We start from the raw sequence: 14,515 nt of genomic DNA, 5'->3' as shown, positions 1-14,515 counted from the left end.
CATGCCGGCGCCAGATAAACGACCAGAACTGATACGGCTGCAAAAGGCCTTCGAGGAGGAGGCCGGGAAGTTCCCGGATATCTCGCTATCCATCTTGTATTTCTCTCAAGAAAAAATTCCGGCCGATCGCCTCTTGAGAAAGCCCAATCACCAGATCATGCTCTGGCAGTACTACGGCCAGCTCGACGACTCCGACGATGCAGTCATGCGACTGTACAACAATATGCAAACTAGCAACTTCGCCATGGCCGGCTTAAGGGGCTGCCAGTTCTCCTGTTACGGGTTGCTGGAAGGCGAACCGACGGCCCACTTCATTCGTATGGCGCAGCGCGCTGCCAACCTCTTTTCCGAGAAGGAATGCGAGCGGATCAAGAACCAAGCCATCGCCGATTTCACATCGAACCTTCCTCCGTCGACGACGGGCAAGCCGATCTCCTGTAGCAATGCGAACAGTTTGGCGATTTGGCTCAATCATCTTCTGCATCACCTCGGACGAACGCATCCTCGCTACCTCATGGAAGCCAAGATTGGCGTTGATCCTTACGCGGCCTCCCTCTCTGCGATCGATGCGATGCTCGCCAAGGCGAAACGCAAGGCACCGGCGCCGCAGGCGATCGATACACGGCGCTTCAGAGTTGCGCTTTCCTTTCCTGGCGAATACCGCCCGTTCGCCTGTGCGATCGCCGAGCACCTCAAGGACGAGCTCGGAAACGATGTCGTATTCTATGACAATGATTATGTCGCGGAGCTGGCGCGGCCCAATTTGGATGTGCTGTTGCAGCGCATTTATCACGAGAACGCGGACCTTGTCGTCGTATTCCTGTGCGGTAACTACAACGGGAAAGAATGGTGCGGCCTCGAATGGCGAGCGATCCGGGACATCCTCAAGCAACGCCGCGATGCAACGGTGATGCTCCTGCGCCTTGATCAGGCGCAGGTGCCCGGACTGTTCGGTATCGATGGTTACATCGATGTCTCGGCATGGACGCCGGCTCAGACCGCCGAGGCGATCGTCAAGCGTCTCCAGTCAAATGATGCTTCGGCTCGCCACATCGGCTAACCTTGCGACTGACGCACGCGCATCTGAATTGAAGGTCGTTCTTTATTTTTCCGGTCCTTTGCCCCAGGCATCTGAGAAACGACCGGGATAAGAGACAGGAGTGATGGGATGGCCAGCCGATTTGCTGCGGGACGCCAACGTGATCACTTGGCTATGCCCGATGATGAATTCGACCGCCGGCTCGGGGCGATTGAAACCGCGTTTGGGGCCGATTGGCTCGCGACTAGCGATACAAGCCTCGGTAAACTGTGGCGGCGGAAGGACGCCGCGGCCGTAAACCAGTTGTGTTTGCTCGGGGACGCGATCGCTGGATTGGAGGGCATCGACCCGAACTGGGTCGCTGATCATGTCAAGAAAATCAAGAGCACCGATGCGAATAGCCGACGCGGCTCCCTTTTCGAGCTGATGGGCGTCAGTCTATTTCACCGTCCGCCTCAGACTGTAAGGCCGACTACACGCAACCATCCGGGTTACGATGCCGTCGTTACGACAGCCGACGGCGCGACTGCCGATATATCCTTGAAGAGTTACGGTGCGTCGGCACATGAGCAGGAGTTCACAAAGCAGGCGAAATTGACCGAGGAAGCTATCCTGCGCGTATTCAAGGAGCGCGGGCACGGCGGTGTGCTGTTCGCGATCGCGAACGCCTATCCCTCGACGGCAGATTGGAATCAACTCCGCGACGCGTTACCGACGCTGACATCGGGGCAATCAGCTTCGGTGGGGGTATGGGCCGTCAAGCTCGACAATACCTTACCGCAGAAATTTGGGCCTTACAGTAAGCAGCAGATATCCTATCAATTGTTCTTTGGCGCTCCATTTCACCAGAACGAAAGCAAGAATCTTTCGGACAAGTTTGATGGCGCGTTTGCCAACGCAACCAAGCATGCGGAGACATCGCCGAATGGTGTTCGTGTCGTCCTTATGCGCGTCCCGGAGACGATGTCGCTGCCTGCTTGCGATGGATGGGCCAAAGATTATTTGAAGAGCAATCCCGCCAGCCCGATCGATGCTATTTTTCTGTACCAACTGGCGGTGGTCGATCAGCCGAATGGCAGCAGCGTCATGGGCCATTCATTGATGGTTTCTGATACGCCCCGGTTCGCCGCATGGCGAAGCGCGGTGACGCCGCCACGAGGATTGGTCATGAATCTCGCGGTTGGAATTGGGATTGCGCCGAGCCGAGTCCTCATTACGAACGGTCCGACGAACGCTGTTTATCAAGATGGCTACCACTATCAGCGCGGCGAGTTCTTCACCGCGTATCCTCATGATCCGAACCGGCCGACGAACGTAGTCCTCCGTAATCTCGCGTCCGGCATTTTCCAGCATGCCGTGATTATTTACCCAAATGGCACAGAGCAGCTGCTCGGAGGGCATTTTCCGCCAACCAAGGACATCACCCTCTTCGAATGAGTCTACAACATTGAATCAGTGCCATGGCGAACTCGAAACAACTTCCTTCACGGTAACAAGATGCAGCCCGCGAACCGCAAGCGCGATACCGACCTCATGCGCTCCGCTCTCTTTGTCATCGAGGCCGTATTGGATGCCGATCGTGCATTTGGCGGCGCCTTCCGCGAACCGCAGCAATTCTTCTAGCCGAGCTCGTGACGGCGATAGTCGGCGTAGCTGTTCGGGCAACTATGGGAGCGCGGGATAGAGTTTTTCTATGACCGCTTGACACAACTAAAGGGATGCGAGCGCGCCTTGCGGAAGCAAATGGATATTGCCGTGGGCAACGTGATTGCGCAGCATGGGTATGAAATCGAGCTGGCACGCCATGGCGCCGCTTCCGGATGGCGAGGGCACTTCAAAGTCGCCGCGCTGAAGATACCCCTTGTCAAGCGCTGCTTGCAGGAGTCGGCTTAAGCCGGGGCTCCTCGAGGTGTTGGGCATAACCGCCGGGTCAAGGCGCCGGCGAAGAGCCAATTCCAGGACGGTGTAGCCGCCAAGTTCAGCGAGCGTGGTGAACTCGTATACAAACCACGAATAGACGAACGCGTTCCGCGCGGTGTCGAATTCGCGCCGTATCTCGTCCGGCACGGCATCCGATAGCTGGATCGGCTCGACCATGGCATGCAGATCCGCCATCGACATCGGACGGGTCCCGCTCGCATCCGCCAGGTTGCGGAACCGGATGTCGGGCTTGTAGATCGATGAAATGGATTTGAGCATGCTAGGTCCATCGGCACGTTGTCGCGGCGCCGCCCATTGGAATCGGCCGCCATACGGCGCAGAATATCCCAATGTCCATTGAAGCCGAAATTGAAGCCCATGTCGCCGCGATCACGGAGGCGTACCGGGAAACCGTCATGGGGCCCGATGCGCAGATCGAGGGGGGCGCGCGCCTGTGGGGCCAGTTTGAAGACGCCGTCGCCGCATGGCGGGCAAAGCCGTCCCCGAAACGGGTCCTCGCCATCATCGAACGGGTCAACGAATTGACCGTCGCGGGCCTGTTCATCAAGGACGATTCCATCGTGAAGCTTGAATACGAGCCACGACAGGCGGGGCTTGAAGGGCGTATCGACTTCCGCCTCGGCCTCGATATGGGGAAAGCGGCCCATGCCGAAGTGAAGACGGTCCAGCCGCAGACCGATGACAGCGACGAAAACTGGGAGAAATACGAGGAGCGCCGCCAACATTTTACCGCTGACACGCATGTCATCGTCCGAAAGGAATGGATGGGCGCGCAGCTTTTCGGTCGGTCGTTCTCAGCCCGGTCCGCCTTCATGCGGTACACGCTGGAATTCGAGAAAAGACTTGAAGCGGTTCAGGCCGCGTCGCCCGGTTCGGGCTGCCTGATCTTCTGCGGAAACGGTATCGATTGGCATCCGTCGCAGCTCGAAGACTTCGCCGACTTCTACCGTACGGGCAAGCACCGCCCGGACGATTCCTTCGGGGATATGGAACGTCATCACATGAAGGAGAACAACATCACGCTGCGCCGGAATATCCATTCCTTCGGCTGCCTGACCCGAGGGCATAGCGATCTTCAACCCAGCCGCTGGATTCTCCCGGTTCGAGGACCCCCCATCCCTTGCGCGTAACCTTGGCATGGCCAAGCCGCAAGCCTAGCTGTCGAGCCGACCGAGGTAGCGCGCCGCGCCGAGGCGCATCAAGTTTAATAGCGTCCGTTGATCGCAGGGTGACCGCGCTGCATCGTTTGTCGGAAAAGCGGTTCATATCGGGGTAAGGGATCGGCGTTCGACCGGCAGCTTACCTCCCGTGCGCGGGCGAACGCCGTCTCGCTTGTCATGGTGGCGATCTCCGCAGGCGTCAGATCGTACATCATCTCGGGCGGCGTCGCCCAGCGCTCGGCGTCGGCATGCCCGTCCGGGCAAGAAAGCCGTCGAATTTGCGTAGGCCGAGCGCCGTTTGCCTCTGACGCGCTCGGACCATTGCGGTCCACCGTCATCCACGAAGCGGAACATATGCACTCCGAAGACATCCCCGTCGCGGCGGAAGCCGCTGGCCCATATGAAGGAGCATGCGCTCGCGCAGAGGCAGGCAAAGCCATCGGGGTCTGCGAGGCCGTCCCCTTCCGGCCGCGCCTTGTCTTGCGTCGCGAGTGGCTCCAACAAGCTGCGAGCGTGATGCCCTCCTTGTCGGCCAGTTGCTCGAAGCCGGCATATCCGTCGACATGCAGGATACCCTTGAAGGCAGCAAGATGTGCGGCTGGACGTTCGGCTTTGCGGTCCGGAGCGAACAAATAGATGGCGGCCGGAGGTTTGGGGCCGCTCACGGCCTTTGCTCGCGCGCGTACACCCAAAGCCGTCCCGTCTTGGTTCGCCCACGGCCAGGATCGAGCACCGGGATCGGCGTGTCATCGGCAAAGAGATGGTTGGAGGCGAACACGTTATTGCACAGCCGTTCGTGCAAGGCCTCGAGCCACCAGCATGCGCCGCCAACCCAGCCCGCGAGCGTCGAGCGGCAGAGAGCGGCGCCATGACGGTCGAAGATCTGCGACTGCCGATAGACCGGAAGGTGATCGCAGTATTTGCTGATCAACACGTGGGCGAGCACCGCGGGCGTCGCCAGGCCGCCAACAATCAACCGCTCCGGCGCGCCGGCACCACGGTGTTGAGCTCGGCAGCCGTATTTCGGACGGGTCGTACGCATGACGCGAAGCTGCGCCGGGACCACAGCGGCCACAAACCCTGTCTTGCACGTTGAGCAGAACGTCTTCGCGTGGCAGATGATCGGGCAGCGCACGGCGTCGCGGTGGAGACTTGGCTTCCGGAGTGGCCTTCGGTTGAGCTTCCTCGACGCGGCCGATGTCGCTGTCGAGATCCTCCAGACCGAGTGCAAGCTGATCGGGATCGATGCGCTCCGAGCTACGACCGAACTGCATCCGCTGCAGCTGTTTGATGATGGACTTGAGACGCTCGATCTCGGTGTCGCGATGGTCGATGGCGGCCGCAATGTCGCGCACCAGGCGCTGCAGAAGCTCAGGATCAGAGGGAAGATTGGCGAGATCGAGCTGCATGTCCGATGGTACTCGAACACGCTGATTCGTAGAAGAATCGCAACTCAGTTCAGCACCGGTTTTGGCGGATCATCCTGCAATCGCAGGCCTCCATACGCGTTCTGGCGCGCGCCAGTCGATGCCTTCGATCAGCATCGCGAGCTGCGCCGGCGTGAGCGTGATCGAGCCATCATAACCCGCCATCACCGGCCACACGAAGCCGCCCTGGTCGATGCGTTTGGTGAACAGACAAAGCCCGTTGCCGTCCCAGAACAGGACCTTCAGGATCGATGCCTTTTTGCCGCGGAAGGCAAACAGATGACCAGAGAACGGGTCCTTCTTCAGCGTGTCTTGCACCAGCATTGCGAGGCCGTCCATGCCCTTCCGCATGTCGGTGTAGCCGAGGGCCAGGTGCACCTTCACGCCTGCAGGAACGAACATCATGATGCTGTCTCTCCGCTTTCGATCTGCGCCCGCACCGCATCCGGATCGCTGCCGGCGGGAGCGAAGACACGCCGTCCGTCAGCGAGGTCGACGGCCATCATGCCCTCCGGTGGACGCACGAGATCGCGCAGGGCGCGTGCGGCGGGCATGTCGTCGGGCAGCACAACACCGGCGAGCTTGGAGCGCTTCTTTTGCGCGATGCCGAACTGCGCGCGCCAGCGGAACAGCAGCCCGGTGACGATACCATGCTTGCGAGCGACGGCAGAGACTTTGGCGCCTGGTAGCTCGGTTTCCCTGGCGATCGCGAGCTTCTCCTCGTCGCTGAAGAAGCGCCGGGCCGGCGTTTTGGGCGCGGCTGGATCGCCGATTTCGGCGGCTGTCAAGCGACGTTCGGGCTGTGAGTTCCTAGCACTAGTGCTAACGGTGGGACGGGCGGAGGGATGAAGATGGGCGCGCCAATCGATCGTGACCTCGCCGGCCGCCAATCGGTCGCGCCATTTGCGCAGCGAATGCGGCGACAGCTGCATCGCCGCAGCGTAGGCGCGGAGCTCCATCCCGCTCCAGTTCAGCGCCTCAACATGCATCGCCCAGAACGCCTGCGAGGCCCGATTGCGCACATCCGAGGTGATCGTGAACCTGCGCTGCTTCTGCTTTCGGAGCGCCTTTTCTCGCTCTTCCCGGGCGCGCTCGCGGCGCAATTCCGTCTGATATTTCTCAAGCTTAAGCGCAGTCTCGTTGCCGGCCAGCCGCTTCAGCCAACGCCGCAACGTGTTCTCGGTCAGACGTTGTTGCTGGCAGTATTTGCGGATCCCGAGACCGCTCCGACGCCACGCTTCGATGTGCAGCGACCACCATTCGCGGCGAGCTCTGTTCTTGAAATGTTTGGATCCCACCGGAGATTCTCCACAGCAGCAGAGAACTCGAAATGGAACGACAACACACACGAGGGGGAAGGTGTGCAGAGACCGGACGGTTACCCCCGGCCGATTAAAGCGGCAAGATAAAAGCGGCTCGCCGGTTGAACAGCAAGCCATTGACATGGCTTGCGTTCAACCGTGCCGTTCGGTCGGAGCGCGTGCCGCGCTCGCAGTTTCTGCGAACTGAATCAATGCGATCTGTGGCACTCATCGTAGTACAGCGGGCTCAAGCGTAGAGTATCGAAAGTCTCTTAAATCCCTCGCTTGAAACAAGGCCAAGCGTGATCAGGACCTGCTTGAACCGGCCGTATTCCCGTGCAATTTCTTGGCCGTCGTAGAAGGCTCTTTGTCTTGCAAAGAGAGCTCCCGGTTTCTTTGCACCCTTTGGACAGGCCACCGTTCCTCTCAACCACGATTCGAAAATCGTTCGAATGCGGTCAGGCGCTGCAGCCGCGGCTCGAGATCGCGGAGATAAACCTCGTCTCTAAGATACGCGACCTCGGCTTCGATGGAGGACTCTTGCACGTTGACGTACCACGGCTTCGGCCGTCCATCCGTACCGTCGGACCACCGATAGCCGCGCTTCTTCAGGGAATCCTTGAGGCCGAAGGGAGACTGCTCCGCCCACACCCTAATGATCGGCTTGCGCGCGGTCTGGAGCAAGGCAGCCAACGCCGGCGCGCCTGTCGTGGGCAGGACGAAATCCAGGACCTCAAGCAGAGCGTGGCAGTCGTCGACTGCGCGATGGGCCTGGTGGAAGAATCCGGCGCCGTGCAGAAGGTAACCCAGCTGGGCGCCGGCGAAGCCGTGCGAGCGCCAGTCGACCTCGGTCGCGCTGCAGCCCCAGGCCTTACGCTCGAAAATCGGCCAGTAGCGCTCGGCGAACCGACGGTCGAAGGCCGCGTTGTGGGCGATGACGATGGCCGCGCCGGCGACGAACGCCGATACCGCGTCCGGATCGATACGCTGTCCGGCGACCATCTCGTCGGTGATGCCGGTGAGCGCCGTCACCTCGGCGGAGATGGGGCGGCTGGGTTCATGGAAGGCGGAGAAGACGCTCCTGACGCCGACGATGCGACCTTCCCGGATGTAGTCGAATGACAGCATGCCGAGTTCGATGATCTCGTCCCGGGAGTGGGTCGAGGCCGGTGGTCTTGGTGTCCAGCAGGACGGCCGTCCTGACCTCCTCTCCGATGGCGGCAGGGGAGGGGGCCCGGGGGACAAGCCTGCGCAGCACCCGGTAATCGGGCGATTGGGCGAGGGCATCTGCCATGGCCGCCAAGTCGGCAGCCTCGTCAAAATGGTGTCGGTGGAATCGCGGCGCGGCAGTCATGACGCGCCACCATACCCAAGCAAATGACCACCAGGTATCGGAGCAAGGCGATTCACGGCCATTTTCGGCCCACCTCGAGCCTCGCCAGGCAGTGCGAAGAGGATCACTTGGTTTCCCGATATTGATCAGCGGCCATGTCGGAACCCGGCGCCGTCATTCGTCTTAATTCCGGACCGTTGAAACCGGAGTTCCGCGTACATGGCCCCCCGCGCCAATTGGAAAGGCTTCCTGCGCCTGTCGCTCGTCACGTGTCCGGTGGCTCTCTACCCGGCCACGTCCGAGTCCGAGAAGATCAGCTTCAACCAGCTAAACCGGACGACCGGCCATCGGATCAAGTACGTCAAGGTCGATGCCGACACCGGCGAAGAGGTTCCCAACGAGGACATCGTCAAGGGCTATGAGCTCGAGAAGGGCCAGTACATCGAGGTCTCGAAGGAAGAGCTTGAGGAGATCGCCCTGGAGTCCACGCGTACCATCGAGATCGACGAGTTCGTCGACAAGGCCGACATCGACCCGCGCTATCTGATCCGCCCCTACTATCTGCGCCCCGACGGCAAGGTCGGCCATGACGCCTTTGCGGTGATCCGCGAGACCATCCGAGAGATGAACAAGGTCGCGATCGGCCGGATTGTGCTCATGAACCGCGAGCACATCATCGCGCTCGAGCCGATGGACAAGGGCCTGGTCGGCACCCTCCTGCGGTATCCTTATGAGGTGCGGTCGGAGCAGGAGTATTTCGACGATATCCAGGACGTGAAGATCACGAAGGACATGCTGGACCTCGCCCGGCACATCGTGAACCAGAAGGCAGGGACGTTCGCGCCGGAGAAGCTCGAGGACCACTATGAGACCGCGCTGATCGACCTGATCAATCAGAAGCGTGCGGGCAAGACGATCCGCCCGAAGGATCGGCCGAAGGGCGAGAACGTGGTCGATCTGATGGAGGCGCTGCGCCGTTCGGTCGGGCAGCAAACGCAGCCCTCGGATGCGAGCAAGCCCGCGAAGAAGCGGAAGAAGGCTGCCGCTGGCCAGAAGGAGATGCTGATGCCGATCGCCGGCAAGAAGGCTGCCGCCAAGGAGGCGCCGGCGAAAAAGCCACCCGCCGGCCGCCAGCGGAAGTCGGCTTGAAGCATCCTGTGACTCCGGACGGGCGCTGCTTCGTCGTTAAAGGGCGCCTTTGGCGGATGGCCGATCCTCGCCTCAGGGAGACCGAGCGCTCCCTGCTGACCCCGGCAGCTGATGTCGGCCAGGCGCGCCGTTCGAGCCGCCAAGGCGGCGGAGGATCCGAAGGCTGAAGCCGCGGCGCACCGCGCCGTGGACCAAGCCAAGAGAGCGCTGGGGAGCGGGGGCCCGTCTGGTGGACGGACGGCTCGCCCGATCTGAACCGCCATATGGCAAGGAACACGCCCTACGCCGCATGGTACGTTGAGGCCTTACATTCGTGCAGGTAACCTCCCGTGCCACGTAAGCTGAAAACCTATCAGACCTCGCTCGGCTTCTACGATCTCGCGATCGCCGCGCCGTCCATGAAGGCGGCGCTTGAGGCATGGGGCGCCGGCAGCAATCTCTTCCACCAAGGGGCCGCCAGGGAGACTGAGGATCCGGCCGTGGTCGCCGCTACCATGGCAAAGCCAGGCGTGGTCCTGAAGCGCCCAGCCGGATCGAGCGGCCGCTTCGCGGAGCAAGCTGGTATGCCAGACCTAGATGATGACTCCGGCGGTGCGAGGAGAAGGCGCCGTCTCGAACCGAAACGGAAAGTGGCACCCGAGATCAGCGCGGAGGACAAGCGCAAGGCCGCCGTGGAGTTCGAGCGCGAGCAGAAGAGACGCGAGGCCGAGCGCCGCAGGGAAGAGGCAGCGCGGGAGAAAGAGCGGGCCAGACGTGAAAAGCTGATCGTCAAAGCGCAGGCGGCGCTGGAGGCAGGACAGCGGCAGTACGAAGAACGAAGGGAAGCTCTCGACGCGGAGCGGCTTGAGCTGGAGAAAAGAATCGAGGCCGAAGAGACGCGATGGGAGAGCGAACGGAGAAAGCTCAACGAAGCGCTGCGCCAGTCGAGGGATTAGGTCTCCACGCTTTATTCCCGGCGGCCTCAGGGCAGCATTCGTCCAGCAGCCGAGCATGAGTCGAATTAACTATGACAGCGGGGACCGTGTCCGACAGATTGTCCCTTCCTAGTCCTCGCGAGGAAAGTGTAATAGGCTGTTAACTATCGATTTTTCATCAGATTTGATTGCGGTGCAGTATGCGCGCTGCTGTTGTCATCTCATGCTGCTTTTTGGCTCTCTCTTCCGCAATTGCGCGAGAGGTAAAGGGCGTTCCGCAAATTGTTGACGCGGACACCGTTTACGAGGGGACCGTCAAGATTCGACTTCTTGGGATCGACGCGCCTGAGACGGACCAGGTTTGCCTCGACGCGGGTGGTAAGGCTTGGGATTGCGGCATTGTGGCCAGACAACAGCTGAGAGCCTTTGCGCGCGAGCAATCCTGGAACTGCGAACTGACCGGCCAGGACGTCTATAGGCGGCATCTTGGGTCCTGCACAGTTTCTGGTCAGGATGTCTCACGTTGGCTAGTGAGAAACGGCTGGGCGCTGGCGTTTCGACGCTACTCGACGGCCTACGTTGCGGACGAAGATTTCGCCCGAGAACAGAAGCGCGGCCTCTGGAGCGGCGCTTTTGTAGCTCCCTGGGAGTGGAGGCATCGCAGCAACAATACCGTGATCCTTGGCGCGGTCGCCGTACCCGCGCAGGCGCAACGGATACTGATGGCGCCGGCTACTGTGGCCGAGCCGCCTTCGCCCGCTTGTGTCATCAAGGGCAATCTTAAAGGTGCTCATGAATGCATCTATCACGTGCCCGGAGGACGGTTCTACGATCGGCTGTCGATGGATCGAAGCTCGTCTCGTCGTTGGTTTTGCTCGGTAGCGGATGCTGAAGCCGCTGGCTGTCGCAAGTCCAAGCTCTAGATCCAGATTGAGATCCTTATGAAACCCACCGGCACACGTCAGTCAGCGATCGCACGCATTTTGGGCTTCCTGAGCCAACCCGTTCATCACTATCAACCGGCGACGAACATCTTTCTCGATCTCAATGTCGACCGCATAGCCGATGAGCTCCAGCTCGTCGAACACGGGAGAGAACGGGGAGCGCAAAACCATCCTGCTTCAGATGTACAGACGCTCGACGATATCGAGCATCAGATCATTGAAAGAATCGAGAGGCACAAGCAGGACTCCCACTCGATATACCTTGATCACCTGCACACCTATGATGAACGCGTCACGGCACTCAGCTTCGAGGAGCGCTTCGCGACTATTCAGCAGGCCGCACCCGAGGCCGTAGGTGATTTCAGGGCCGAGGCGACCGTCGGCCGAGATGAGCTGTTTGCCTTACGGCGTCGGCTCAATGAATCTGAAATCGAACGGGAGCGCTTTCGCACCCGTCATCGGATAGAACGGCCCGCCAGGCTAGCTAGCCTGGGGAAAGTCATTCTGAAGATCGGCATCCTAGCAATTTTGTTCGTTACCGAAGTGGTGGTGAACGGCAGCTTTCTTGCCAATGCAAACATAGGCGGTCTGCTAGGAGGGTTGGTCCAGGCGGTGGTATTCGCTGCCTTGAACATCCTTGCGAGCTTCCTCTGCGGTATGGTGCTCATACGTCTGGTCAACCAGCGAAGTTACTTCCTGAAGCTGCTCGGCGTCTTATCGTGTGTCGGCTATCTTGCTTTTGCCGTCGTACTAAACTTGACCCTTGCCCACCTGCGCGAGATTCCACCGACGATCAGCGGCGACGTCGGCCAAGAGGTGCTCCACCGTCTCCAAACCGCACCGTATATGCTCACCGACATCAATTCGTGGGTATTCTTCAGCGTCGGCTTTATTTTTTCTCTGGTCGCGATGGCCGACGGCTTGATGTTCTTTGACCCCTACATGGGGTATGCTGGCCTAGAACGTCGATGGCTAGACGCGAGCAAGCAGTTTTCGCGTGTCCGGAGTGAATTAATCGATCGACTACGCGACATTCGCGAGGACTGCACCGACGCCATGAACAATGCGGCGAGGGACCTCTCCGTTCGACGTGGGGAATACGATTCGCTGCTTCAAGGTAGGGGGCGCCTCGCCCAGCGCTTTACTCAGCACCAGAACCAGACAGAGCAAGCTGGCCGTGCCTTGCTTGAGATCTATCGCGAAGCCAACCGACGGGCACGTTCTACACCGCCCCCGAGCACCTTTTCGCGCAGCTATACTATGGAGCGCATCATCTACGCCGGCGGTGAACCGGATTCAACGGCTAGGGAACACCTGCGGAAGATGATCGCCGAAACCCAGGAGCTTCTAAACCAGCAGATCAAAGCCATTCATGAGGCCTTCGACGATGCCGTAAAGACATATCGTGAGATCGACGAGCTGCTGCCGGAGAAGAAGAGTGGCTAAGAGGCGCCCCAAACGGCAGAGCGCGTCCGGCATCGGTTGGGCCGGCATCGGCGGGATCTTGCTGATTTTGGTCGCAGTCGCATGTGTCGCTGCCCTAGCTTATTTCTATTTATCGACACCCAAGCGACCCGCTCTCGATGCGCAAAGCCTGTGCCCCCTTGATGGTCCGCACGGTATCAACGTGGTCTTGGTCGATACGTCCGACGACTTGCCCGAGGCGACGCGGCGGGAGGTGCAAGTGATCCTCGACGACCTAGTCGCGACTCTTCCCCCGTTTTACAGGCTTGATATCCGGGTGCTCGATATCGTGCGCGGCCGCAGTCGTTCGTTGTTTTCAAAGTGCAATCCGGGTGACGGTGCGGGCCTCAGCGAATGGACCGATAATCCCAGAATTGCTCGGCTGCGTTGGATAGAGAACTTCCGTAAGCCGGCATCTGAGGCAGTGAAGAACAGCATAGCCTCGGCCAAAGCTGCCAGTTCACCGCTCATGGCAGCGATCCAAGATATTGCCATTGATGAGTTTTCGGGTGCGGCCAATCAAAACGCAAAGAAAGCTCTGATAGTGATCTCCGACATGATCGAGTATACGCGAGACTATAGCCAGTACCCGTCTGCCGGTGATCTTACATTCCAGCGCTACAAACAATCACCAGCCTACATGAAGTATCGCACCGAATTGCATGGCGCTGCAGTATCAATCCGGTATGTCACGCGCCAGCCGAAGGGGCAGCCCCTGCTCAATGACATCAAGCACGCCGAGTTCTGGATTCAATGGATGAAGGACAATGGCGCGTCCTCAGTTGACGTCAAACGACTGCAGGGAGCCTAGGCATGGCTGTTCAAAACAATCTTCGAATTACACCAGGGTTGGCCAGCGGCCTGCTATTCTTCTCGGTGGTGGCGCTGGGTAGCGGATATATTGCTATCTCCAAGATGTATGGCTGGCCGGCGCTCTACGTCACCTCTGTTCCAGTTCTTATCATGATCGGATACGCGCTGATCCTAGGAATCGCGCGGCTCTTTCGCCTGCGGGACGACCAGTCGGGCGATAATCTCTATTATATGGGGTTCCTGTTCACGCTGACGAGCCTTGCCGTTTCGCTTTATCAATTCAGGGCTGAGGGGGCCGCCGAGCAGATCGTTCAGAACTTTGGTATTGCCATCGCATCGACGATCGCCGGCATCACACTCCGTATCTTCTTCAATCAGATGCGGCGAGATCCGATTGAAGTGGAAGCGACCGCCCGACTGGAGTTGGCAGATGCTTCGCGAAAAGTGAAGCGTGAGCTTGAAAGCACGGTTTTGGAATTTGGGTACTTCCGACGCATGACTCAGCAGTCGATTACAGAGGCGTTGGACGAGATAAACGAAACGCTAGGCACTGCGAGCGATAAGCTCGCGACCGAGATCCGGACTTTCGCGCAAACGGCCGGAAAACCTCTGGAAGAAGCCTCCCAGAAGTCTGGCAAAACTCTCGACGCCCTGAACGAAAAGGTTGTCGATACTCTCGAAACGGTTTCGGCCCGCCTCGTAAATGAGTCCGACCAGCTTTCGCGAAGTACGGCTAGTATCGTAAAGGCGATTGACGGCCTCGCGGCCAAGCTCGCATCGATGCAAATGCCTGAGCAGATCATTGAGATAAAGCTCGCGCCGGTCGTTTCCGGGTTAACAAAGGCAATCAACTCATTCAGTAAGAGTGCCGAGGTTCAAGCCAGGACGATTGATTCGAGCCTCCGCCAAACGCAGGCCATGGGTGCCGCTATTGATCGCCTCGTGCAGACTGTTCAGGCTGCAGAGGCTGCGCGCCCAGCCGCTGGACCTTGGGGGTCCAGTAATCGTGCGCCCTAGCCGCTGAAAGGTT

15 protein-coding genes and 3 pseudogenes are annotated in these 14,515 nt (G+C 59.7%); 11 read left to right on the top strand and 7 right to left on the bottom strand.

Features of this window, described 5'->3' with window-relative positions; translation table 11 throughout:
* Nucleotide 1: 1 nt before the first annotated feature.
* The 3 genes from ACQR0W_RS15230 to ACQR0W_RS15220 all read left to right on the top strand — a co-directional run bounded on the left by ACQR0W_RS15230 (nucleotide 2) and on the right by ACQR0W_RS15220 (nucleotide 2,662).
* Nucleotides 2–1,060, top strand: coding sequence for a TIR domain-containing protein (locus ACQR0W_RS15230; protein WP_315769998.1), 1,059 nt, complete (start codon nucleotides 2–4; stop codon nucleotides 1,058–1,060).
* A 108-nt stretch (nucleotides 1,061–1,168) separates the two neighbouring features.
* Complete coding sequence (locus ACQR0W_RS15225) at nucleotides 1,169–2,476, top strand: hypothetical protein (RefSeq protein WP_315769996.1); 1,308 nt, start codon at nucleotides 1,169–1,171, stop codon at nucleotides 2,474–2,476.
* Nucleotides 2,477–2,536: 60 nt separating this feature from the next.
* Nucleotides 2,537–2,662, top strand: coding sequence for a hypothetical protein (locus ACQR0W_RS15220; protein ID WP_315769995.1), 126 nt, complete (start codon nucleotides 2,537–2,539; stop codon nucleotides 2,660–2,662).
* A gap of 87 nt (nucleotides 2,663–2,749) precedes the next feature.
* Here ACQR0W_RS15220 and ACQR0W_RS15215 read toward each other — a convergent pair whose 3' ends face one another.
* Nucleotides 2,750–3,238 (bottom strand): hypothetical protein, encoded by a 489-nt coding sequence (locus tag ACQR0W_RS15215; protein WP_315769994.1) that lies wholly within the window; start codon nucleotides 3,236–3,238, stop codon nucleotides 2,750–2,752.
* Between the two features lie 71 nt (nucleotides 3,239–3,309).
* On the opposite strand from ACQR0W_RS15215, the gene ACQR0W_RS15210 reads away from it, so the two are divergent.
* On the top strand, nucleotides 3,310–4,110 hold the full coding sequence (locus ACQR0W_RS15210) for a hypothetical protein (RefSeq protein WP_315769992.1): 801 nt from the start codon (nucleotides 3,310–3,312) through the stop codon (nucleotides 4,108–4,110).
* A 74-nt stretch (nucleotides 4,111–4,184) separates the two neighbouring features.
* Here the strand turns inward: ACQR0W_RS15210 and ACQR0W_RS15205 are convergent, their stop codons facing one another.
* From ACQR0W_RS15205 to ACQR0W_RS15180, 6 genes and pseudogenes are all read right to left on the bottom strand, one after another.
* Nucleotides 4,185–4,805 (bottom strand): IS66 family transposase, encoded by a 621-nt coding sequence (locus ACQR0W_RS15205; RefSeq protein WP_409978005.1) that lies wholly within the window; start codon nucleotides 4,803–4,805, stop codon nucleotides 4,185–4,187.
* Nucleotides 4,802–5,182: an IS66 family transposase gene (locus ACQR0W_RS15200; RefSeq protein WP_409978006.1), complete on the bottom strand. Its 381-nt coding sequence runs from the start codon at nucleotides 5,180–5,182 to the stop codon at nucleotides 4,802–4,804. Before ACQR0W_RS15200 ends, ACQR0W_RS15205 begins: the two co-directional genes overlap by 4 nt.
* 70 nt (nucleotides 5,183–5,252) lie before the next feature.
* Nucleotides 5,253–5,549, bottom strand: a pseudogene (locus ACQR0W_RS15195) (transposase domain-containing protein); the annotation flags it as partial.
* Between the two features lie 69 nt (nucleotides 5,550–5,618).
* Nucleotides 5,619–5,972, bottom strand: coding sequence for an IS66 family insertion sequence element accessory protein TnpB (gene tnpB, locus ACQR0W_RS15190; RefSeq protein WP_172179936.1), 354 nt, complete (start codon nucleotides 5,970–5,972; stop codon nucleotides 5,619–5,621).
* Nucleotides 5,969–6,865 carry an IS66 family insertion sequence element accessory protein TnpA gene (gene tnpA, locus ACQR0W_RS15185; RefSeq protein ID WP_434840710.1) on the bottom strand — a complete coding sequence of 299 codons (897 nt, stop codon included), beginning with the start codon at nucleotides 6,863–6,865 and terminating at the stop codon, nucleotides 5,969–5,971. The genes tnpB and tnpA overlap by 4 nt, the downstream gene beginning before the upstream one ends.
* A 429-nt stretch (nucleotides 6,866–7,294) precedes the next feature.
* Nucleotides 7,295–8,222 (bottom strand): annotated as a pseudogene (locus tag ACQR0W_RS15180) (3'-5' exonuclease).
* A gap of 198 nt (nucleotides 8,223–8,420) precedes the next feature.
* Between ACQR0W_RS15180 and ACQR0W_RS15175 the strand changes: the two are divergent.
* The 7 genes and pseudogenes from ACQR0W_RS15175 (at nucleotide 8,421) to ACQR0W_RS15145 (ending at nucleotide 14,502) form a co-directional block, all read left to right on the top strand.
* Nucleotides 8,421–9,350, top strand: coding sequence for a Ku protein (locus ACQR0W_RS15175; protein WP_434840709.1), 930 nt, complete (start codon nucleotides 8,421–8,423; stop codon nucleotides 9,348–9,350).
* Nucleotides 9,351–9,406: 56 nt separating this feature from the next.
* Nucleotides 9,407–9,673: pseudogene (locus ACQR0W_RS15170) on the top strand (hypothetical protein).
* Between the two features lie 6 nt (nucleotides 9,674–9,679).
* On the top strand, nucleotides 9,680–10,285 hold the full coding sequence (locus tag ACQR0W_RS15165; RefSeq protein WP_315769471.1) for a cell envelope biogenesis protein TolA: 606 nt from the start codon (nucleotides 9,680–9,682) through the stop codon (nucleotides 10,283–10,285).
* 179 nt (nucleotides 10,286–10,464) lie between these two features.
* Nucleotides 10,465–11,187: a thermonuclease family protein gene (locus tag ACQR0W_RS15160; protein ID WP_315769474.1), complete on the top strand. Its 723-nt coding sequence runs from the start codon at nucleotides 10,465–10,467 to the stop codon at nucleotides 11,185–11,187.
* An 18-nt stretch (nucleotides 11,188–11,205) separates the two neighbouring features.
* On the top strand, nucleotides 11,206–12,654 hold the full coding sequence (locus ACQR0W_RS15155; RefSeq protein ID WP_315769477.1) for a hypothetical protein: 1,449 nt from the start codon (nucleotides 11,206–11,208) through the stop codon (nucleotides 12,652–12,654).
* On the top strand, nucleotides 12,647–13,483 hold the full coding sequence (locus tag ACQR0W_RS15150) for a hypothetical protein (RefSeq protein ID WP_315769479.1): 837 nt from the start codon (nucleotides 12,647–12,649) through the stop codon (nucleotides 13,481–13,483). Before ACQR0W_RS15155 ends, ACQR0W_RS15150 begins: the two co-directional genes overlap by 8 nt.
* Before the next feature lie 2 nt (nucleotides 13,484–13,485).
* Entirely contained in the window at nucleotides 13,486–14,502 is a 1,017-nt protein-coding gene (locus tag ACQR0W_RS15145; RefSeq protein ID WP_315769481.1) for a hypothetical protein, read from the top strand.
* The last annotated feature ends 13 nt before the right edge of the window (nucleotides 14,503–14,515 follow it).

It is taken from the genome of Bradyrhizobium sp. HKCCYLRH1034 (assembly GCF_051168375.1).
GTDB lineage: Bacteria > Pseudomonadota > Alphaproteobacteria > Rhizobiales > Xanthobacteraceae > Bradyrhizobium.
This window is presented reverse-complemented; position numbering and strand designations above follow the sequence as displayed.

Excerpts from the sequence above, each read along its gene's own strand:
- tnpB (WP_172179936.1), bottom strand. The coding sequence starts at position 5,972 with ATGATGTTCGTTCCTGCAGGCGTGAAGGTGCACCTGGCCCTCGGCTAC.
- ACQR0W_RS15210 (WP_315769992.1), top strand. The coding sequence starts at position 3,310 with ATGTCCATTGAAGCCGAAATTGAAGCCCATGTCGCCGCGATCACGGAG.
- ACQR0W_RS15220 (WP_315769995.1), top strand. The coding sequence starts at position 2,537 with ATGCAGCCCGCGAACCGCAAGCGCGATACCGACCTCATGCGCTCCGCT.
- ACQR0W_RS15215 (WP_315769994.1), bottom strand. The coding sequence starts at position 3,238 with ATGCTCAAATCCATTTCATCGATCTACAAGCCCGACATCCGGTTCCGC.
- ACQR0W_RS15160 (WP_315769474.1), top strand. The coding sequence starts at position 10,465 with ATGCGCGCTGCTGTTGTCATCTCATGCTGCTTTTTGGCTCTCTCTTCC.
- ACQR0W_RS15230 (WP_315769998.1), top strand. The coding sequence starts at position 2 with ATGCCGGCGCCAGATAAACGACCAGAACTGATACGGCTGCAAAAGGCC.
- ACQR0W_RS15225 (WP_315769996.1), top strand. The coding sequence starts at position 1,169 with ATGGCCAGCCGATTTGCTGCGGGACGCCAACGTGATCACTTGGCTATG.
- ACQR0W_RS15175 (WP_434840709.1), top strand. The coding sequence starts at position 8,421 with ATGGCCCCCCGCGCCAATTGGAAAGGCTTCCTGCGCCTGTCGCTCGTC.
- ACQR0W_RS15145 (WP_315769481.1), top strand. The coding sequence starts at position 13,486 with ATGGCTGTTCAAAACAATCTTCGAATTACACCAGGGTTGGCCAGCGGC.
- ACQR0W_RS15155 (WP_315769477.1), top strand. The coding sequence starts at position 11,206 with ATGAAACCCACCGGCACACGTCAGTCAGCGATCGCACGCATTTTGGGC.
- ACQR0W_RS15200 (WP_409978006.1), bottom strand. The coding sequence starts at position 5,182 with ATGCGTACGACCCGTCCGAAATACGGCTGCCGAGCTCAACACCGTGGT.